This window comes from Streptomyces nanshensis, assembly GCF_001751255.1.
In the GTDB taxonomy this organism is placed as follows: Bacteria; Actinomycetota; Actinomycetes; order Streptomycetales; family Streptomycetaceae; genus Streptomyces; species Streptomyces nanshensis_A.
Genome location: NZ_LJGW01000395.1, coordinates 10,027 through 28,907, shown reverse-complemented (window position 1 = coordinate 28,907; position 18,881 = coordinate 10,027). Strand labels below are relative to the sequence as shown.

The following is an 18,881-nucleotide window of genomic DNA, read 5'->3' as shown; positions in this document are numbered from 1 at the left end:
GAGCGGTGCCGTGGGCGCCGGTACCGGTACCGGTGCCGGGACCGTGCCCGGGGCCCGCGTCCGCGGCGTCCTGTCTGGGACGGCCCGACTGCGGCGGCGCCCCCGGTATGTCGCCGCCAGGAGGCGCCGGCACCGGTATCGCGAACTCCTCCGGCGTCTCCGCCCAGCGCGCACGCCCCGCACCGGCGCCCGTGACGACGGGGCCCACCGGCCCGCCGCCCGGCTCCGTACCGCCGTACTCACGGTGATCGCCGCGACCGTCGTGACCGTCGTGGCCGCCGTCGCCCTCCCAACGGGCCCGTCCGGCCTGCTCGTTCTGCCCGGCGTCAGCCTCGGCGTCGGCGTCCGCGTCCTCGCCGGACCGTCTCGTCTCCGTGGCCGGCTGCGCGGGGGTGAACCACCCCCAGTCGTCGCCGTCGTCTCTGCCGTCTCCCGCGGACGGACCGTTACCGGCCGATGTGGTCGTCATGGTCTGCCTCGCCTCGAACTCTCACGAACTCTCTGCGCGTTACACGCAGTCATGCATTCGGAACGTCGTTCTGGTGGTGCGGCCCCCTGGCACCGGCTGCGCCTTTTCTGCCGAACCGCGCGCGATGCGGACTCGACCATACCGTTATCACTTCGCCACACAAGTCCCGTCCGTCACCCGGTGCGAATGACGTGACGGGCACCACTGACGGGAATCACCGACTCTTACGGACAAGTCCGTAGCCGTGCGCCGATCCTCACCGGCGTACCCACCGGAGACGGGGTCGCGTCGGTGACCGTCCGCGTTCACGGCGACCGTGATCCGTACCGGCGCCGCCGCGCAGCGCGCCACATCCGGCACCGCGTCCCCGTATTCCACGCAGCCGCTCCTCAACACCCCCGAGGGCGCGCGGAGTTCGTCCCCTCTCCCGTCGGCACCGTCCCCCGCACACAGGACACGGGACGCAGCCGCACCGACCCGCCTACTCGGGCCCGAGTACGCCGACGTACTCCCGCTGTCAGACGCGACGACGGGCCCCGCACCGCCACCGTGGGGACCATGCCTCAACCACCGCGCCTCTCCCGCCCCGCCCGCAGGGCCGTCCTCGTCGCCCACGTCACCGTCTCGGTCGGCTGGCTCGGCGTCTCGCTGTGTCTGCTGACGCTCGCCGTCGCCGGCGCCGCCGACCCGGACGCCCTCGCCGGGACCGCGTACACCGCCATGAAGCTCTTCGCCGACTGGCTGCTGCTGCCCGTCGCGCTGCTCACGCTCGCCAGCGGCCTCGTGCTGTCGCTCGGTACGGCATGGGGGCTGGCGAAGTACCGCTGGGTCTGGCTGAAGTTCTGGCTGACGCTCGCCGCGGCCGGACTCACCGTCTTCGCCTTCGCGCCCGCCGCGGACGAGGCCGCCGCGCTGGTCGCGCGCGGCGAGCCCGTACCGGCCACGGATCTGCTCGTTCCGCCGGCGGTCTCCCTGTCGCTGTACGTCTTCATCACGGCGGTCTCGGTGCTCAAGCCGTGGGGCCCGACCCGTCGCGGACGCAGACTGCGCGCGGCGGCCCGCAGGAGTACGCGCACGTCGACGGGTACGTCCATGGCGACATCCACGGGGACGTCCACGGGGGCGCCCACGGGGACGAAGGCGGAACCGGGCGGCGAACCCCGGCGGGCGGCGGCCCGAACAAGCGGAAACCCGGTGGCCGCACGGGAGTTGCGTCGGTCAGTCTGAGCCCGTGACGACGACTCGGCAGATCTCCGTGCGCAGACTCACCGTCGCCGACCTCACGGCGTGCTCCGACCTGGCGGAGAGCCGGGGCTGGGGCCGCGAGGAGCACAAGTGGCGGCTGCTGCTGACGGCCGGGCAGGGGTTCGGCATCGACGCGCACGAGCGGAACGGCGCGCTGCTCGGCACCTGCGTCCTCACCTCGTACGAGGCCCTGACGGCGACCGCCGAGGACCCGGCCCCCGGACCGGGAACGGCCTGCGTCGGCATGATGCTCGTCGCGGAGGACCATGCCCGCCGGGGTCTGGGCCGCCGGCTGCTGGAACAGGCTCTCGCCGCGGCGGGCGACGTCCCCGTCTTCCTCTATGCGACCGAGACCGGCAGACCCCTCTACGAACGGCTCGGCTTCCGTCCGCAGGGCACGGTCACCTCGCTCACCGGACGCTTCCGTCCCCCGCCGGACGAGGCACGTCCGCGGAAGGAGGCACGTACCGAGACTTGTCCATACGAGGAGCCGCTGCCGGACGCCCCTCACGTACGGACCGCGAGGGCGGCCGACCTCGCCGCCGTCCGCGCGCTGGACGCCCCGGTCTTCGGGGCGGACCGCCTCCGACTCCTGCTGCGGCTACGGCAGTTCGCGGACCGCTTCGTCGTCGCGGAGGACGCCCGCGGCACGCTCTGCGGGTACGCGGCCGCCTGGCCGAACGGCGGCACCTGGGTCATCGGTCCGGTCGTCGCGCAGGACACGGCAACGGCCCGTGCCCTCGTCCGCGATCTGGCGCGGCACGCACCGGGGGACGTCCGCCTCGACCTCGACGCCCGCCATACGGAACTCACCGACTGGGCACGGCGCCACGGGCTGGACGGCGGCTTCCTCTGCACCCTCATGAGCCGCTCCCCCGCGTCCTCCGGGCTGCCGGGCGACGCCACCCGCCGGTTCGCCCCCTACTCCGTGGCGCTCGGCTGAACGGCGCGCTCCGCGCGAACCGCCGCCCCGCGCGGGACGCGAACCGGCGCCGTTCTCACGGACGTTCGCGCACCGGACGCGTGACGTGGACGCCGCGCACCGCCTCGCACACCCACACGCCGGGTGACGTACGGAACGACCGTGCACGGACGGGAAGCGGAACACCGCGAGTACGGCGACGTTCCAGGTGACGTGGGCGACGAACCGTAAAGCGGCGTCATCCGGCGCACTTCCGCCACACCGTGCGCTTGCGCACTTTCCGACCGAGTCCAACCTCTGGCCAATACCGGGGCGTAAGCTGCGATCATGAGCACCGGGACCCCGCCCCCGTCATCGACGCCACCGCCGTCGACGCCCTCCGCGCCGGCGCCGGGGCCGATCACGATGCGACGCGCGACCGCCGACGACGTACCGGCCCTCGTCGCCATGCTCGCCGACGACCACCTCGGCGCACAGCGCGAGAGCCCGGATCGACCCGGCGTATACCGCGAGGCGTTCGCCCGTATCGACGCCGACCCGAACCAGCATCTGATGGTCGCCGAACGCGACGGCCGGGCCATCGGCACCCTCCAGCTCACCGTCATCCCCGGCCTGTCCAGGCGCGGTTCGACCCGCGCGCTCATCGAGGCGGTCCGCGTGCACGCGGACGCGCGCGGCGACGGGCTCGGCACCAGGCTCGTCCAGTGGGCCATCGACGAGGCGCGCGCCCTGGGCTGCGTCCTGGTCCAGCTCACCTCGGACGCGACCCGCATCGAGGCGCACCGCTTCTACGAACGGCTCGGCTTCGAGGCGTCCCACCTGGGCTTCAAGATGCAGCTCTGACGTCCGCCCGCCGCCGAGCGTTCCGCCCGTACCGGCTCCGTACGATTCGCAGGATTCCCCACGCTTCCGTACGGCTCCCTACGACTCCGCAGGGTCAACTGACCTCCGCCGCCCCGTCATTCGGCGTCAGGCTCCGGCGGAGCCGTCTCCCCGCACGACGTACACACGATCGCGGCGTCGAGCGCCCCGCCGCAGTCGTGGGTGAAGGGCGTGGGACCGGCCGGCGCCCCGGGCACCCAGCGCATGCCCCAGCGCATCAACCCGAGCAGGGCAGGGGCGAGTTCACGTCCGGCCTCCGTGAGGTGGTACTCGTCGCGGGGCGGACGTTCCGAGTAGCGCACCCGGCGCAGGACCCCGCCGTCGACGAGCGTGCGCAGCCGTGCGGCGAGTACGTCGCGGGGCGCCCCGGTGTTGCGGACGATGCCGTCGAAGCGGTGCACGCCGTAGAACACCTCGCGCAGCGCGAGCAGTGACCACCTCTCACCGACGACGTTCAGCGCCGAAGCCAGCGAACACTCCCTCGGGTTCACCTCTCTCTTCGCCATGCGGCCATCCAACCAGGCAGTTGGTTGGGATATCAAACCATCGTGCTAGGCTCCGGAACCTTGTCAGTCGGAAAATCCAACTCACCTGATTCCGGGAGCACTTCATGCACGCCGCCGCCACCGCGCTCACCGCTCTGGTCGCCCTCGCCCACCTGGGCTTTCTGATATTGGAGATGTTCCTGTGGCGCACGCCGCGCGGCCGCGCCGTCTTCGGCACGACCCCGGAGTTCGCCGCGGAGTCGGCACCGCTCGCCGCCAACCAGGGCCTCTACAACGGGTTTCTCGCCGCCGGACTGGTCTGGAGCCTCGTCGCCGCCGACCCCACGGGCCCGCAGGCGCGGATCTTCTTCCTCTGCTGCGTGATCGTCGCGGGCCTCTACGGCGCCGCCACCGTCAGCCGCCGCATCCTCCTCGTCCAGGCCCTGCCGGCAGCGGCGGCGCTGGCGCTCTCGCTGGCCGCGTGACGGGGGCGGGGACGGCACCGGCGGGGGCCCGCGGTAAGGAAGCCTGCTCGGAAGCGTTCTCAGGTCGACTCAGCCCTGCCCCGGCCATCTCCCGTGTGAGGAAGCAGAGGGAACAGCCGGGTGATGAGTGCAACCGGGCGAGCACCGTCAGGCCGCGCCAAAGGGCGATGTTCGCGGTCCTTGTAGGGCTCGAGCGACCGGCGGATCACGTCCGCGACGCGGCTCATCTCCTCCGGCGTCAGATACGCGACGGCGCTGAAGGCTTCGTCGTGGCGCCGATCGGCCGGTGCCTCATCTCTCTGGGACAGCCATCGCTGCCAGCTCTCGTCCTCCAGCCCACGTGCCAAGTCGCCGAACGGCTCCCCCGTGCCCTGGTCGGCGACGGGACTGTGCTCCTTCAGGCGCCAGGGACGTGCACGGCCCCCGCTGCGAGGGGCCTCTTCGATGTATCCGTGACGTGCGAGCTGTCGTAGGTGAAACGAGCAGAGCCCGGAGCTGTAGCCCAGCCGGGACGCGGCTTCGGTCGCCGTGACGGCACCGACTTCAGCGAGCAGGTCCAGCAGTTCAGTCCGGACGTCGTGCTCGCGCAACCCTCCGCCGGTGCCGGCTGCCTGGTCGTCCGGGGCGTTGACGTCGTCTTCAGTCACTTTGCAAAGTCTGCTACTTTGCAAAGGACTTGGCAAGCAGCAGTCCTGCTGAAGGCGATCCGCTGCGGCAGCCTCCGCGGCGTCCGTGGTGCGCAAAGGGGATACAGCCCATGTCTGTTCGTCACGAGCGGCCCCGTTCCGTCGACCGACGAGTTCGTGTGCAGGGCCGCCCGGTGAACTCCTATCCGTCTCTGCCGCCGGAGGCCGGAAGGGGCACGGTTCGCAGGGTCACGGTGGTGGGTGAGGAGGTGCTGAGCCGTGCGTGCCGGGAGGTCGCCGAGTTCGGAACTCCTGAGTTGTCCGGCTTGATCGACGACCTGTTCCTGACCATGTATGTCGCCGACGGTGCCGGCCTGGCGGCCAACCAGGTCGGTGTCGATCTCCAGTTGTTCGTTTACGACTGCCCGGACGACGACGGGATCCGGCATGTCGGCCACATCGTCAACCCGGTTCTGGACCTGCCCGATCCGGGTAGCCGCCGGCTCGTCGACGACTTCGAGGGCTGCCTGTCCGTGCCCGGTGCCGCCATGGCGGTTCCCCGCACCGATCGTGCCGCCGTCCGCGGATTCGACAAGGACGGCGAGCCACTGGTCATCGAGGGGACGGGGTACTTCGCCCGGTGTCTCCAGCACGAAACCGATCACCTCATCGGGCACACGTATCTGGACCGGCTCTCCAAGCGGGACCGCAAGGACGCGCTACGGCAGATGCAAGAACGTCGTGAGGACGTCTTCGCCCAACGCGAGATCAAGGCCGCTCGCCTGAGTCAGTGAGGGCGCTTGGTCGCAGCGATCCACGTTCCTGCCGACGGATGTGGGCTGCATGCTGCGGCAGCACTCAGCACTTCGGCGACCACGAGGTACGACAAGTCGGCGGTCCGCTACGGACGGGCCGACTTCGCAGCAGCCATCGCGCGTAGCTGTGACCAGGACACTCGATACATGCCTCAGTCGGCCGACGACCCGTCCGCGGCCTGGTTGTTGCGGTCGATCTCCGGCATATGGGTCTCGGCCCAGTCCCGCAGCGCGGCGAGCGGTCTTTCGAGGGACAGGCCGAGTTCGGTGAGCCCGTAATGGACGGCGGGCGGCACGGTGGATTCCACGCGGCGCGTGGCCAGGCCGTCGCGGACCAGGCTCTGGAGGGTGGTGGACAGCATCTTCTGTGAGATGCCCGGGATGCGGCGCCGCAGTTCCGCGAAGCGGACCTCGCCCGGAGTCTCCTCGGCCAGCACCTTGACCGTCATCGACGTCCACTTGGTGCCGATGCGGTCGAGCAACTGGCGCGTCGGGCAGCGCTCGTCCAGCAGATCGCCGCGTTCACCGGGCGGCCGCTCGCCTGTGCCGGGTCTCGACGTGGTCACCCGGAGCTCACCACCTGAAGGGAAAGTGCCGTCTTGGGCGGAGCAGGCTAGTTCCCTAGCGTGACCTTGTCACCGCTGCTCACCACAGCACTCACCGCGCCATCACTCACCGCGCCCCGGAGGTCTCTCCATGCCCGAGCTGCGACGCGTCCCCGTCAACGGCGTCGAACTGAACGTCGCCGTCGCCGGATCGGGCCCGGCCGTCCTGCTGCTGCACGGCTTCCCGCACACCTGGGAGCTGTGGACGGACGTCATGGCCGATCTGTCCGACGGCTACCAGGTCATCGCGCCGGACCTGCGCGGGTTCGGCGCGAGCAGCCGGGCCGCCTCCGGGTACGACGCGGGAACCCTGGCCGAGGACGCCGCGGCGCTGCTCGCCGCGCTCGGTGTGACCTCGGCCGCGGTGGTGGGCATCGACGCGGGGACCGCACCGGCCTTTCTGCTCGCCCTCCGCCGCCCCGGTCTCGTCCGGCGTCTGGTCGTCATGGAGTCCCTGCTGGGCAGGCTGCCGGGTGCCGAGGACTTCCTCGCCGACGGGCCGCCGTGGTGGTTCGGCTTCCATACCGCCGAACACGGCCTCGCCGAGACCGTGTTGGAGGGGCACGAGGCCGCTTACGTCGACTGGTTTCTGCGCGCCGGCACGCTCGGCGACGGGGTACGCCCCGAGATCCGGGACGCCTTCGTCCGCGCATACACCGGCCGCCAGGCGTTGCGTTGCGCGTTCTCGTACTACCGTGCCCTGCCCGAGAGCGCCGTACAGATCGAGCAGGCGGTCGCCGCCTCCCGGCTGACGGTGCCGACGATGGCACTGGGCGCCCGGCCCGTCGGTACGGCGCTGGAACGCCAACTCCGCCCGGTCGCCGACGATCTCACCGGACACGTCATCGAGGACTGCGGCCACATCATCCCCCTGCACCGGCCGCAGGCCCTGCTCACGCTGCTGCGGCCGTTCCTGGCAGGTGACGACACGAGAGCGGCGTGACCGTGGGCGTTCGACCCACCTCTCAGCGGTCTTCGTCGTCCGTGGACTTGTCGGGCATGACAACCAGGCTGACGATGTGGCGAGTTCGCCCCTTCCCGGAGCCGGTGCCCGCCCGGCGGGCGACGAGGGCCTCGATCTCTTCGACGAGTTCGGCGTACTCGTCGTCCGTGAGCTGGACCGTGCCCTGCCGATAGAGAACGTTCTCGCGTGCGGGTTCGGCGTCGTCCCGTGAGAGGTAGCGCTCGAAGTCGGCCATCAGGGCTCCGGTGAAGACCGTGAACGCCTGTCGGTGATCCTCCTTGGTCATGGCGAGGCGGGCGTCCTCATCGACGAGGGCCTTGTCCTGGTGCACCCGGTAACTGCGCTCGACGGTCCCGCGTACGGGTCGCTCCCGCACGACTTCGATGACGCCGGCGCGAGTGAGGGTGGCGACGTGCCGGTACATGGAGGCCGCCGGGATGTCGGGCATCCGGTCCCGGAGTTGAGCGGTGGTCAGTTCGTCGAACCCGAGGAGCGTCTGGAGGATGCGCATCCGTACGGGGTGGAGCAGGAGGTCCGCGTGAGCCATGGCGCCTATGATCTCACGGCTGATAACGTTCTCAATATTGAGACCATTCGGCCCCACGGAGTCTTGCGTGAACACCGCCCTGCGCGAAACCGACATCGCAGTCGCCACCGGTGACGGCCCCCCGCTGGCAGGCACCCTGACACTGCCCGCCGGGCCCGGCCCGCACCCCGCCGCCCTGCTCCTGCACGGCTCCGGCCCCCTGGACCGCGACGGGAACTCCAGGAAGCTCGCCCTCGACCTCGGGCAGCCGCTGTCCGAGGCCCTGGCCGCAGCGGGGATCGCCACCCTGCGCTACGACCGGCGCGGCACGGGGGACAGTCCCGGGGACTGGCGGGCGAGCGGCTTCACCGACAACCGCCGGGACGCCGTACGCGCACTGCGCACCCTCGCCGAACACCCGTCCATACGGCCCGGATCCGTCGCCGTCATCGGGCACAGCGAGGGCGCCCTGCACGCCATGACCCTCGCCGCCCGCCACGAGGTGCGGGCGGCGGTACTGCTGGCCGGCTTCGCCCGTACGGGCAAGGAGGCCATGCGCTGGCAGGCCGCCTCGCTCTTCCGGAGCGCACCTGCGCCGGTACGGCTGCTGCGCCGGCCGTTGGCGGCGCTGGGGAATGGGGCGCTCGCCCGGGTCGCCCGTACGCGTACGGACGTGGCGCGTGTGTACGGAATCCCCGTGAACGCCCGCTGGTTGCGGGAGATGCTCGTCCACGACAGCCGCGACGACCTCGCCGCCGTGCGGGCGCCCGTACTGGCCGTCACCGGCGGCAAGGACATCCAGGTGCCGCCCGCCGACCTCGCCGTGATCGAGAGCCTGCTGCCGGACGGCCACGCGGAGACCCACCGGGTCCCGGACCTGACCCATGTACTGCGCCGGGACCCCGCCCGGCACACGCTCGGCTCCTACCGCCGGCTGCTCCGCGGACCCGTCGATTCCGAACTCCTCGGCATGGTCGCCGCCTGGCTCGGCGACCGGCTGGGTGCGCGGGACGACGAGGGCTCCGCGCACGGGCGGACGCCGACCCCCTGACCTCTGACGCGCACTCGGGACACCGCAGCGTGCGCACGCATCACCCGTACACGGACACGCAACGACCCTTCCACCGAGGAAGATCGGGATGCCCACTTCATCTGCATCACCGGCCCCCGTACCGGGCCGCTACCGCAACGACCTGACCCTCTTTCTGGGCATCGCGTTCGCCACGAGCTGGCTGGCCTGGGGCGTGGCCGTCGCGGTCGGCGGAGAATCGACCGAGCCGCCCGCCAACCTCTCTTACACGCTCGGTGCTTTCGGCCCCCTGATTGGCGCCCTGGTCATCCGGATCCGTCGCCGGCGGCGCGGCGAGGCGGTCCCCCGGCATGTGGTCGCGTTCCGTCGGAGGCATCTGCTCTGGGCACCGGTGCTGATGATCCTCGGCTCCGCGACCGTGGTGCTGGCCGCGCTGTTCGGATACGCGGCGGGCGGTCCCGCGCTGTCCCTGGATTCCGCGAGGGAGATGGCGGAGACGATGGGCGGTCCCGTGGCGTTCCTCGGCGGCATGCTCGTCTCGGGCCCGCTCTCCGAGGAGGCCGGCTGGCGCGGTACGGCCTATCCGAGGCTGCGCGCGACGATGAGCCGCTTCCAGGTCGGTCTGCTGCTGGGCGTCGTCTGGGCCGTGTGGCACCTGCCGCTGTTCTTCATCGACGGGACTCCGCAGCACGAACTGGGCCTGGCCTCGGCGAGCGGTGTCCTCTTCGCCGTCAGCAACGTCCCGATGGCGATGCTGGTCGCCGCCGCCTACGACCGTGCCGGCATCGTGGCGGCGATCGGCATGCACTTCGCGGTCAACGTCTCCCTGGTCTCACTGGGCGTCACCGCCCCGGAGACCCAGGCCATGCTGATCGGCATCCAGTCGATCGCCGTAGTGCTCGTCCTGGCCACCGGGCGCGGGACCGGCCGGCCCAGCCCGCGCACTGCCGTACCCGAGACGGCGTACGTACCGGAGAGCACAGCTCGAACCTGACCGGCGTATCCGTCCCGTCGATCTGAACGACCGTTCCGCTCACGGCAGTTGCAGCAACCGGCGGACCAGTTCCGGTTTCCATTCGACGTACTCGATACCCGCTCCGTCCACGTGTCTGGCGTAGAGGAACCGCCCCGTCGGACCGTCGGTCGCGGGGCTGGTGATGGTGGCCCCGGCGGACTCCAGGGTCGTTTGAAGGGCGTCGAGATCGTCGACGACGACGGTGGCGGAGGCGTGACTGTACTTCTCGCGTTCCTCGGCCGGCCCCGCGATGACCAGAAAGTCGCGGACGGCGGCGAGGCCGACCGACTCGAACGTCATCCGGAGGTGGGGCTGCTCGCCGGTGAGCTGCTCCAGAAGCGGCAGCGCGCGGTCGAGGTCGTCGGCCCACAGGCGTGCGTAGGTCTTCAGGATGCTCATGGCCGTCGCCTCCGTCGGTCTCTTCCGGTTACTCGAAAACCGTAGGTGAGTATGCTCTGACCTGGAAGAACGCACTTTTCGGTGAGAGGGGCACCTGATGGAAACCAAGCAGGTCCAGCGTGTGTCCGAGGACGCGGACGTGTTGCGCGCCGACTCTCTGGCCCGGGAGATCTTCTCGGAGGTGGCCAACAAGTGGGCCCTGTTGATCATCAACGTCCTGGGGACGCGGACGCTGCGGTTCACCGAGTTGCGGAACGAGGTGGACGGCATCAGCCACAAGATGCTCACGCAGACTCTGCGCGGACTGGAACGGGACGGAGTGGTGCACAGAACCGTGTACGCGACGGTGCCGCCCCGCGTGGACTACCGACTCACCGAGGCGGGCGAGGCGTTGCGCGAGACGGTCAACGGCATGTGCGCCTGGACCCGCCGCTACCTGGACGAGATCGAGGCCGCACGACGCCGCTTCGCCGCACGGGAGCGTGACGCCGAGCAGTGAGCCGCGGCTGCGCGCCGGTTCCCCAACGGGCCAGCGCAGGAGGCCACTTGGGCAGGGAAAACGCAACTTCGACAGGGCCCGCGGAGGCGGCTACCTTCACCTGGTCTTCGCCTGGGCTTCGCCCGGGTTCCGGCGATCGCCCGCGGTCGCCCGGGAGTTCCTTCAGGCAGAGCCACCCGCGACGGGACGAGCCGGCCACGCCCACGAACCCCCGCCGCGCCCGCCCCCGTACGCAGGCCACCGCACCGGGTCCACCCCCGGCACCCCCGACCAGGGAGAGGCCCATGCCCCGTCTCGCGCTGTACACCTTCGGCGTCCTCACGTCGCCTCTCGCCAATCCCGCGCCGCTCACGCGCGAGTTCTACGACATCGGCGAGGCCGTCTACCGGAAGATCGGTCGGCACCCCGGATATCTCGCGCACGCTGACACGGCGGACGGCGCCCGGGGCGTGCTCTTCGAAGCGGACTGGGGTGCATGGGGAGAGTTCGCCGTACCGTCCTGGTACGCCAAGGGCCGTACGCCGGAGACGACCGCCCTGGCCGCGACCCTCTCGCTCTGGACCGACCCGCGCTCCGCCTTCCACGCCGTCTACACCGGGCTGCACCGTGAGGCGCTGACCAGGCGTGACGACTGGTTCGAGCGGACAGGGCACCCGAACTACGTGTTCTGGTGGGTCTCCGACGGCGTGATTCCCACCTGGCAGGACGGGGTCTCCCGGCTGGAGCACCTCCACGGCCACGGCTCCGCGCCGTACGCCTTCACCTTCCGCGACTCCTTCGCCCCGGACGGAACTCCGGCCAGGATCAAGGGCGTTGGGCCGCAGGACTGACGGTTGCCCCGGAGCCGGTCGGGAGCCGGTCGGGAGCCGGTCGATCCGCACGGGCGGCCCGCACCATACTGGGGGCCATGCGCGTCGACTTCGATCCCCAGACCATGTCCAGCCGGGACTTCTACACGTTCATGACCGCTACCGTCGTGCCGCGGCCCATCGCCTGGGTGTCGACGGTGAACGCAGACAGCGACGGCGACAACCTGGCCCCGCACTCCTTCTTCAACGTGGCCTGCGTCAGCCCGCCCATCGTGCAGTTCACCTCCGTCGGGCGGAAGGACACGCTGCGGAACATCGAAGCGACCGGGCAGTTCGTCGTCAGCCTCGCTCCCGAGGCCATGTTCGAGCAGATCAACGCCACGTCGACGGACTTCCCCGCCGGCGTGAGCGAGTTCGACGAGGCCGGGATCGAGCGGGAAGCGAGCCACCGCGTGAAACCCCCGCGGGTCGCCGGCTCTCCCGCCGCCCTCGAGTGCGAGCTGCACTCGACGCTGCTGCTCGGCAACTCCACCGTGGTCTTCGGCCGGGTCGTGCACGCCGTCGTCGAGGAGGAGGCCCTCTCCGACGACGGGCTGCCGGACGTCACCCGGCTCAAGCCGCTCACCCGCCTTGGCCGGAACCAGTGGGCGAAGACCGGCGACCTCCTGGAGATCGCCCGCGTCCCCTACGAGGAGTGGCGGCAGCGCTGACCCGCCCGATCACGCCGTGCGGCCGGCGCACTTCACGGAGCGCCGGCCGCGCGTACGGATCAGCGCAGCCCGGCGAAGAGATCGTCCTCGGGTACGGCCGCGCCGGTGGCGTCCTTGACGCGTACGAAGGTCTCCATGCCCATCAGCTCGCCGAACCTCTCCCTGCCCATCTTGAGGAAGAAGATGTTCTCGCCCTGACTGGCGTGCGCGGCCAGCGCATCGAACTTCTGGCCGCTGAACGCGGTGGTGTCCACCCACGTGGTGATCTCCTCGTCGGGCAGGCCGATCTCGGCCAACGCGGCGGCCTCGGCAGGATCGGGCTCCGGCAGGTCCGCGCCGAACTCGCGCATGGTCTCCCCGAACCGCTGCATCATCGAGCGCGGCACCGTCGTCCAGTACGTCTTCGGCGTCAGCGAGATCGTCTCCAGCGCCGCCATGGTGATGCGGTGGGCCTGGATGTGGTCGGGGTGGCCGTAGAAGCCGTTCTCGTCGTACGTGACGACCACATCGGGCCGGTAGTGCTCCATGAGTTCGGCGAGCCGGGCGGCACCCTCCGCCACGGGGGTCTTCCAGAAGGATCCGGGGACGTCGTTGCTCGGCCAGCCCGCCATCCCGGAGTCGGCGTAGTCCAGCATCTCCAGATCGCTGACCTTCAGGACCTCACAGCTCGCCTCGAGTTCCTGACGGCGCATCAACGCGACGGCCGCCGGATCGTGTTCAGGATCGCCCGGCTTGGTACCCCCCGGTCCGTCACCGCACGCGCCGTCGGTACACGTCACAAGAACCGTACGGATCCCCTCCGCCGCGTACCGCGCGAGAATCCCTCCGGTTCCGGTGGCCTCGTCGTCCGGGTGTGCGTGCACTGCCATGAGCGTCAAGGGCCGGTCGGTCATGGAAAACAGTCCTCCTGCAGAAACGTCATGGCGAGTGAACGGCGGGCGCTCCGCGATCCCGAGACGGACCGGATCCCGGCGAGGCGGCGACCTCGTGGTCTCCGTGTTCCCCGCCCGTACGGCGTCGGCCCCTCGGTCGATGTAACCGCGCCGACCGACCCGCCTGTTCCCGGCGGGGCCGCTCGGCCTTCTTTCGAGCCTCCAGGCGCCGCGCCTACGTCTGCGCCATGTCCACGAAGCGCGAGTAGTGCCCCTGGAAGGCGACCGTGATCGTCGCCGTGGGCCCGTTACGGTGCTTCGCCACGATCAGATCGGCCTCGCCCGCCCGCGGCGACTCCTTCTCGTACGCATCCTCCCGGTGCAGCAGAACGACCATGTCGGCGTCCTGCTCGATGCTTCCGCTTTCTCTGAGGTCGGAGACCATCGGCTTCTTGTCCGTACGCTGCTCAGGACCGCGGTTGAGCTGGGAGAGGGCGATGACCGGGACTTCGAGTTCCTTCGCGAGCAGCTTCAAGTTCCGGGACATCTCCGAGACTTCCTGCTGGCGGCTCTCGGGGCGGCGGGAGCTGCCCGTCTGCATGAGCTGGAGGTAGTCGATCACGACCAGTTGCAGGTCATTGCGCTGCTTGAGGCGGCGGCACTTGGCCCTGATCTCCATCATCGACAGGTTGGGCGAGTCGTCGATGTAGAGCGGGGCCTCCGTCACCTGGGGCATCTGACGGGCCAGCCGCGTCCAGTCCTCGTCCGTCATCGAGCCCGAGCGCATGTGGTGGAGCGCCACCCGCGCCTCCGCGGAGAGCAGCCGCATCGCGATCTCGTTGCGGCCCATCTCCAGCGAGAAGATCACGCTCGGCATGTTGTGCCGCACGGAGCAGGCGCGTGCGAAGTCCAGGGCGAGCGTGCTGTTGTGGGTGGGGATCATCGCGGGCGTCGCGAGATAGAGGTGCGACGGGTCGTCGATCTGTACGCAGCGGACGGGGACGGACGGGACCTCTGCCACGTCCGTGATGAACCGCCGCTTCCGCTCCGTCTGCCGGCGCCGTGCCCGGTGTTCCTCTCGCCGTACGCCCGGCCCGAACACGTCCTCCGCGGCGGCGAAGGTGACGTCGTGGCGGACCGGGGCCGGGGCGCCGTCCGCATCTCCCCGTACGCGCTCCGCCGGTGTCCCGCAGCGGTGTCCGAGGCTGAGCGCCAGCTCGCGGAAGCCGTGGGCCAGCGCCCGGTACGGCGTGGTGAAGCGGACCGATCCCGTACGGGTCACGGTGCCGGCGGTGTCGAGGAGGCCGGCGAGCAGCGCGCGGCGCTGGGCGAGGGAGCCGCGCAGATACTCCTGCGGTAGGTGCCAGCCGACGGGCGCGGCGGCGTCGGCTGCCGTGCCCGGGGCGGCGGCCAGTCGTGCGCCCAACGTGTAGGGGTCGACGGGCAGTTCGCGTGCGGGCAGCTCCAGCGGGGCGGCGGTGGGCACCGAGTGGTTGGCGCGCCCGTCGGCGGTGTGGCAGCGCAGCGTCTGCGCGATGTCCTTGGTGGTCTTCACGGAGGCGGTCGCGCGGGCCGAGCGGCGGGAGGCGCGGGTGTCGGTGAGCCACTCGTGGTCGGCGTCGGCGACGACGCTCGTGCCGTCGTCGAAGGTGACGCGGAAGCAGGGGCGGTCGTGCAGGACGTCGCTGACGGCGACGACCTCGGTCGGCCTGCCGTCGGCGGTCAACAGCCGGTCGCCCTCGGCGACTTCGCCCATCGTGGTCCAGCCGCCGGGTGTGGGCAGGGGCGTGTCGAGGGCGAGGGCCTTGCCCATGGCGGGCCGTGCCGCGATGACGATCATCTGGCCCGGATGGAGCCCGTTGGTGAGGGAGTCGAGGTCGGTGAACCCCGTGGGCACGCCCGTCATCTGGCCGCTGCGGGAGCCGATCGCCTCGATCTCGTCGAGGGCGCCCTCCATGATGTCGCCGAGCGGCAGATAGTCCTCGGAGGTGCGCTGCTCGGTGACCGAATAGATCTCCGCCTGGGCGGAGTTGACGATGTCGTCGACGTCTCCGTCGGCGGCGTATCCCATCTGGGTGATGCGGGTGCCGGCCTCGACGAGGCGGCGCAGCACGGCCCGTTCGTGGACGATCTCCGCGTAGTACTCGGCGTTGGCGGCCGTGGGGACCGTCTGCACGAGGGAGTGGACGTAGCCCGGTCCGCCGACGCGGCTGATCTCGCCGCGGCGGGTGAGTTCGGCGGTGACGGTGATGGGGTCGGCGGGCTCGCCCTTGGCGTAGAGGTCGAGGATCGCCTCGTAGACGGTCTCGTGGGCGGGGCGGTAGAAGTCGTGGCCCTTGAGGACTTCGACAACGTCGGCGATCGCGTCCTTGGAGAGCATCATGCCGCCGAGCACGGACTGTTCGGCTTCGAGGTCCTGCGGCGGTACGCGTTCGAAGGAGACGGGGGCGGCAGGCTGCGCGTGCGCCTCCGTGCCGCGGTCGTGGCGTTCGGCGTGGCCGTGCTGTGCGGGGCCGTGGCCGGATCCGCGCGGGTGGCCCTGGCCGTTGCCGTTGTCTCTGCCGCGGGCCGCGGGGAGGTGTTCGGCGTCGGGGCGCACCGCTCCGCGGGAGCCGGGGTCGGATGCCCAGGCCTCCTCGACGTGTTCGGGCTGCTGCGTCACGCGTCCACCTCCTCCCCGTCCGATGACCGTGCTCGACCGGACCTCACCGCGGTGCCTTCTTTCTTACGGCACGGCTCTGACAATGGGCCGCCCGGCTCCGCATCGGCGCGTCGAAGCAACGGAGTTGACGAGGGGTTGGTGGGGCGGGCGACGTCCAACGGTATGGGCGCGGGAGGCCAGAACCAATCTCGTTATCCACAGGGTGATGTGGATGGCGGACGTGTTTCTGTGGAGAAGGCGGCCAAAGCTGTGTACGGGCCGGGGGACAGTGCTGTGGAGAAGTCGCCGCCCCCGCGCGTGCGTCCCGTCTGACCTGTGGCTACGGCATCCACCGCCTGTGCGGGGAAAAAACTTCGCCGTGAACGGCGGGATCGTTGCGCGGTACGGAGCAGCGAGCCCGTACCGGCACATGAGCCTCACAGGAGTAATAGACAACAACCCCTTGCAGTCATTACCTGTGGATGCTTGGATCGAACCCATGCGCGACCCTGCTGCCACGCGCGCCGCCGTGCGGCGCCACGACCGCGAGATCATCGCGCTCGCCCTCCCCGCCTTCGGCGCACTCGTCGCCGAACCGCTCTTCGTGATGGTCGACAGCGCCATCGTCGGGCACCTGGGCACCCCGCAGCTCGCCGGACTCGGCGTCGCCGCGGCGCTGCTCCAGACCGGGGTCAACATCTTCGTCTTCCTCGCCTACGCGACCACCGCCGCCGTGGCCCGCCGCGTCGGCGCCGACGACCTGCCGGCCGCCATCCGCCAGGGCATGGACGGGATCTGGCTCGCGCTGCTGCTCGGGATCGGCGTCGTCGCCGTCACGCTGCCGAGCGCTCCCGGGCTCGTCGACCTCTTCGGCGCGTCCGCCACGGCGGCACCCCACGCGGTGACCTATCTGCGCATCAGCGCCCTCGGCATCCCCGCCATGCTCGTCGTCCTCGCGGCGACGGGCGTTCTGCGCGGACTCCAGGACACCCGGACTCCGCTCTATGTCGCGGTCGGCGGCTTCTCGGCCAACGCCGCGCTGAACGTGCTGCTCGTCTACGGGTTCGGGCTCGGCATCGCCGGTTCCGCCTGGGGGACGGTGCTGGCGCAGTGGGCGATGGCCGCGGTGTATCTCGTCGTGGTCGTACGGGGCGCCCGTCGGCACGGTGCCTCGCTGCGCCCGGACGCCGCCGGAATCCGCGCGTGCGCGCAGGCGGGCGCGCCCCTGCTGATCCGTACGCTCTCGCTGCGCGCCGTGCTGATGATCGCGACCGCCGTGGCGGCCCGGCTCGGCGACGCCGACATCGCGGCACACCAAATCGCCCTCACGCTCTGGTCGTTGCTGGCCTTCGCGCTCGACGCGATCGCCATCGCGGGGCAGGCGATCATCGGCCGCTATCTGGGCGCGGAGGACGAGGCGGGCGCCCGCGCGGCCTGCCGGCGGATGGTCCAGTGGGGCGTCGCCTCGGGCGTGGTGCTGGGGCTGCTGGTCGCGGCGGCACGGCCGCTGTTCATGCCGCTGTTCACCTCGGACGCCGCCGTCATCGACGAACTGACCCCGGCGCTGCTGGTGGTGGCCGTGACCCAGCCCCTCGCCGGAGTGGTGTTCGTACTGGACGGGGTGCTGATGGGAGCGGGCGACGGCCCGTTTCTGGCCGGGGCGATGCTGGTGACCCTGGCGGTCTTCGCGCCGGTGGCGCTGCTGGTGCCGGTGCTCGGCGGCGGGCTGACGGCGCTGTGGTGGACGATCGCCGGCGTGATGATGGGGGCGCGGCTGGTGACGCTGTGGGCGCGTGCCCGCTCCGGCCGGTGGGTGGTGACGGGCGCGGTGCGCGCCTGACGGCGGCCCACTCCGGCTCCCCGTCCGCCGCCGCACTCCGCGTCCCCGTACGTCTCCCGTCGCGTACCCGTCGTACGGAACCCGGGCCGCCCGTACACACACCGAGGGCCGTACCCCCCATAAGGGATACGGCCCTCCGCTGTCGTACCGCGGCCGCCGCCGGGCGGCCGCGATCCGTGCGCCACCGTCAGGCGGCGACGACCTCGATGTCGACCTTGGCGGCGACCTCGGCGTGCAGCCGCACCGAGACCTGGTGGGAGCCCAGGGTCTTGATGGGCGCGCCCACCTCGATGCGGCGCTTGTCGATCTCCGGCCCGCCCGCGTCCTTCACGGCGCCGGCGATGTCGGCCGGGGTGACCGAGCCGAAGAGCCGGCCCTGGTCGCCGGAGCGGACCTTCAGACGCACGTTGACGTCCTCGATCCGCGCCTTGATCTCGTTGGCCTGCTCGATCGTCGCGATCTCGTGGATCTTGCGGGCGCGGCGGATCTGCTCGACGTCCTTCTCGCCGCCCTTGGTCCAGCGGATGGCGACGCGGCGCGGGATCAGGTAGTTGCGCGCGTAGCCGTCACGGACCTCGACGACGTCGCCCGCGGCACCGAGCCCGGACACCTCGTTGGTCAGGATGATCTTCATCTGTCGGTCACCCTTCCCTTATCGAGCGGTCGAGGTGTAGGGGAGCAGCGCCATCTCACGGCTGTTCTTCACGGCCGTGGCGACGTCGCGCTGGTGCTGCGTGCAGTTGCCGGTGACCCGGCGGGCACGGATCTTGCCGCGGTCGGAGATGAACTTCCGCAGCAGGTTCGTGTCCTTGTAGTCGACGTAGTTGATCTTCTCCTTGCAGAACACGCAAACCTTCTTCTTCGGCTTGCGAGCAGGCGGCTTCGCCATGTCTCTCTCCGTTGAGTTTCAAGAAGTGTGCAGTCTGTCGAGCCCCGCCCTCAGAAGGGGGGCTCGTCCGAGTAGCCGCCGCCGGAGCCTCCGCCCCAGCCGCCTCCGCCGCCCTGGCCGCCGCCGGCCGGTGCGCCGGTCGCCCACGGGTCG

The 18,881-nt window shown here is 70.9% G+C and carries 21 protein-coding genes and 1 pseudogene; 12 read left to right on the top strand and 10 right to left on the bottom strand.

From position 1 onward, the window contains the following. Positions 1–469, bottom strand: a pseudogene (locus tag AN218_RS24720) (hypothetical protein); the annotation flags it as partial. Positions 470–1,027: 558 nt separating this feature from the next. Here AN218_RS24720 and AN218_RS24715 point away from each other — a divergent pair. The 3 genes from AN218_RS24715 to AN218_RS24705 all read left to right on the top strand — a co-directional run bounded on the left by AN218_RS24715 (position 1,028) and on the right by AN218_RS24705 (position 3,479). After that, on the top strand, positions 1,028–1,696 hold the full coding sequence (locus tag AN218_RS24715) for a hypothetical protein (RefSeq protein ID WP_070019139.1): 669 nt from the start codon (positions 1,028–1,030) through the stop codon (positions 1,694–1,696). Between the two features lie 4 nt (positions 1,697–1,700). Beyond that, positions 1,701–2,657 (top strand): GNAT family N-acetyltransferase, encoded by a 957-nt coding sequence (locus AN218_RS24710; protein ID WP_070019138.1) that lies wholly within the window; start codon positions 1,701–1,703, stop codon positions 2,655–2,657. Positions 2,658–3,041: 384 nt separating this feature from the next. After that, a complete protein-coding gene (locus AN218_RS24705; RefSeq protein ID WP_070019137.1) occupies positions 3,042–3,479 on the top strand; it encodes a GNAT family N-acetyltransferase in 438 nt (145 codons plus the stop codon). 116 nt (positions 3,480–3,595) lie between these two features. Here the strand turns inward: AN218_RS24705 and AN218_RS24700 are convergent, their stop codons facing one another. Further along, the gene (locus tag AN218_RS24700) at positions 3,596–4,024 is read right to left on the bottom strand and encodes a winged helix-turn-helix transcriptional regulator (RefSeq protein WP_070019136.1); all 429 of its coding nucleotides are present in this window, start codon (positions 4,022–4,024) and stop codon (positions 3,596–3,598) included. Positions 4,025–4,128: 104 nt separating this feature from the next. Here AN218_RS24700 and AN218_RS24695 point away from each other — a divergent pair, with 104 nt between their 5' ends. Beyond that, positions 4,129–4,488, top strand: coding sequence for a DUF1304 domain-containing protein (locus tag AN218_RS24695; RefSeq protein ID WP_070019135.1), 360 nt, complete (start codon positions 4,129–4,131; stop codon positions 4,486–4,488). 59 nt (positions 4,489–4,547) lie between these two features. On the opposite strand, the gene AN218_RS24690 is transcribed toward AN218_RS24695, so the two are convergent. Next, positions 4,548–5,135, bottom strand: a complete 588-nt coding sequence (locus AN218_RS24690; protein ID WP_070019134.1) for a winged helix-turn-helix domain-containing protein — start codon at positions 5,133–5,135, stop codon at positions 4,548–4,550. A 110-nt stretch (positions 5,136–5,245) separates the two neighbouring features. On the opposite strand from AN218_RS24690, the gene def reads away from it, so the two are divergent. Beyond that, positions 5,246–5,908 carry a peptide deformylase gene (gene def, locus AN218_RS24685; RefSeq protein ID WP_070019133.1) on the top strand — a complete coding sequence of 221 codons (663 nt, stop codon included), beginning with the start codon at positions 5,246–5,248 and terminating at the stop codon, positions 5,906–5,908. Positions 5,909–6,081: 173 nt separating this feature from the next. Here def and AN218_RS24680 read toward each other — a convergent pair whose 3' ends face one another. After that, a complete protein-coding gene (locus tag AN218_RS24680; protein WP_070019132.1) occupies positions 6,082–6,495 on the bottom strand; it encodes a winged helix-turn-helix transcriptional regulator in 414 nt (137 codons plus the stop codon). A gap of 130 nt (positions 6,496–6,625) precedes the next feature. Here AN218_RS24680 and AN218_RS24675 point away from each other — a divergent pair, with 130 nt between their 5' ends. Next, a complete protein-coding gene (locus AN218_RS24675) occupies positions 6,626–7,477 on the top strand; it encodes an alpha/beta fold hydrolase (RefSeq protein ID WP_070019131.1) in 852 nt (283 codons plus the stop codon). A 22-nt stretch (positions 7,478–7,499) separates the two neighbouring features. Here AN218_RS24675 and AN218_RS24670 read toward each other — a convergent pair whose 3' ends face one another. Then, entirely contained in the window at positions 7,500–8,045 is a 546-nt protein-coding gene (locus AN218_RS24670) for a helix-turn-helix domain-containing protein (protein WP_070019130.1), read from the bottom strand. A gap of 79 nt (positions 8,046–8,124) precedes the next feature. Here AN218_RS24670 and AN218_RS24665 point away from each other — a divergent pair, with 79 nt between their 5' ends. After that, positions 8,125–9,075: an alpha/beta hydrolase family protein gene (locus tag AN218_RS24665; protein WP_070019143.1), complete on the top strand. Its 951-nt coding sequence runs from the start codon at positions 8,125–8,127 to the stop codon at positions 9,073–9,075. Between the two features lie 88 nt (positions 9,076–9,163). Next, complete coding sequence (locus AN218_RS24660; RefSeq protein ID WP_070019129.1) at positions 9,164–10,048, top strand: CPBP family intramembrane glutamic endopeptidase; 885 nt, start codon at positions 9,164–9,166, stop codon at positions 10,046–10,048. Positions 10,049–10,087: 39 nt separating this feature from the next. Here the strand turns inward: AN218_RS24660 and AN218_RS24655 are convergent, their stop codons facing one another. Then, a complete protein-coding gene (locus tag AN218_RS24655) occupies positions 10,088–10,468 on the bottom strand; it encodes a VOC family protein (protein WP_070019128.1) in 381 nt (126 codons plus the stop codon). 97 nt (positions 10,469–10,565) lie between these two features. Between AN218_RS24655 and AN218_RS24650 the strand changes: the two genes are divergently transcribed. From AN218_RS24650 to AN218_RS24640, 3 genes are all read left to right on the top strand, one after another. After that, entirely contained in the window at positions 10,566–10,967 is a 402-nt protein-coding gene (locus tag AN218_RS24650; RefSeq protein ID WP_070019127.1) for a winged helix-turn-helix transcriptional regulator, read from the top strand. Positions 10,968–11,251: 284 nt separating this feature from the next. After that, on the top strand, positions 11,252–11,797 hold the full coding sequence (locus AN218_RS24645; RefSeq protein WP_070019126.1) for a DUF3291 domain-containing protein: 546 nt from the start codon (positions 11,252–11,254) through the stop codon (positions 11,795–11,797). Positions 11,798–11,874: 77 nt separating this feature from the next. After that, positions 11,875–12,486, top strand: coding sequence for a flavin reductase family protein (locus AN218_RS24640; protein ID WP_070019125.1), 612 nt, complete (start codon positions 11,875–11,877; stop codon positions 12,484–12,486). A gap of 59 nt (positions 12,487–12,545) precedes the next feature. Here the strand turns inward: AN218_RS24640 and AN218_RS24635 are convergent, their stop codons facing one another. Together AN218_RS24635 and dnaB are read right to left on the bottom strand one after the other, a co-directional pair. After that, on the bottom strand, positions 12,546–13,379 hold the full coding sequence (locus AN218_RS24635) for a PIG-L family deacetylase (RefSeq protein WP_070019124.1): 834 nt from the start codon (positions 13,377–13,379) through the stop codon (positions 12,546–12,548). A gap of 214 nt (positions 13,380–13,593) precedes the next feature. Beyond that, on the bottom strand, positions 13,594–15,738 hold the full coding sequence (gene dnaB, locus AN218_RS24630; RefSeq protein ID WP_420856009.1) for a replicative DNA helicase: 2,145 nt from the start codon (positions 15,736–15,738) through the stop codon (positions 13,594–13,596). 760 nt (positions 15,739–16,498) lie between these two features. Between dnaB and AN218_RS24625 the strand changes: the two genes are divergently transcribed. After that, the gene (locus AN218_RS24625; RefSeq protein ID WP_070019141.1) at positions 16,499–17,839 is read left to right on the top strand and encodes an MATE family efflux transporter; all 1,341 of its coding nucleotides are present in this window, start codon (positions 16,499–16,501) and stop codon (positions 17,837–17,839) included. 187 nt (positions 17,840–18,026) lie between these two features. On the opposite strand, the gene rplI is transcribed toward AN218_RS24625, so the two are convergent. Both rplI and rpsR read right to left on the bottom strand, forming a co-directional pair. Next, positions 18,027–18,473 carry a 50S ribosomal protein L9 gene (rplI, locus tag AN218_RS24620; protein WP_070019123.1) on the bottom strand — a complete coding sequence of 149 codons (447 nt, stop codon included), beginning with the start codon at positions 18,471–18,473 and terminating at the stop codon, positions 18,027–18,029. An 18-nt stretch (positions 18,474–18,491) separates the two neighbouring features. Next, on the bottom strand, positions 18,492–18,728 hold the full coding sequence (gene rpsR, locus AN218_RS24615) for a 30S ribosomal protein S18 (protein ID WP_028438380.1): 237 nt from the start codon (positions 18,726–18,728) through the stop codon (positions 18,492–18,494). Between the last annotated feature and the right edge of the window lie 153 nt (positions 18,729–18,881).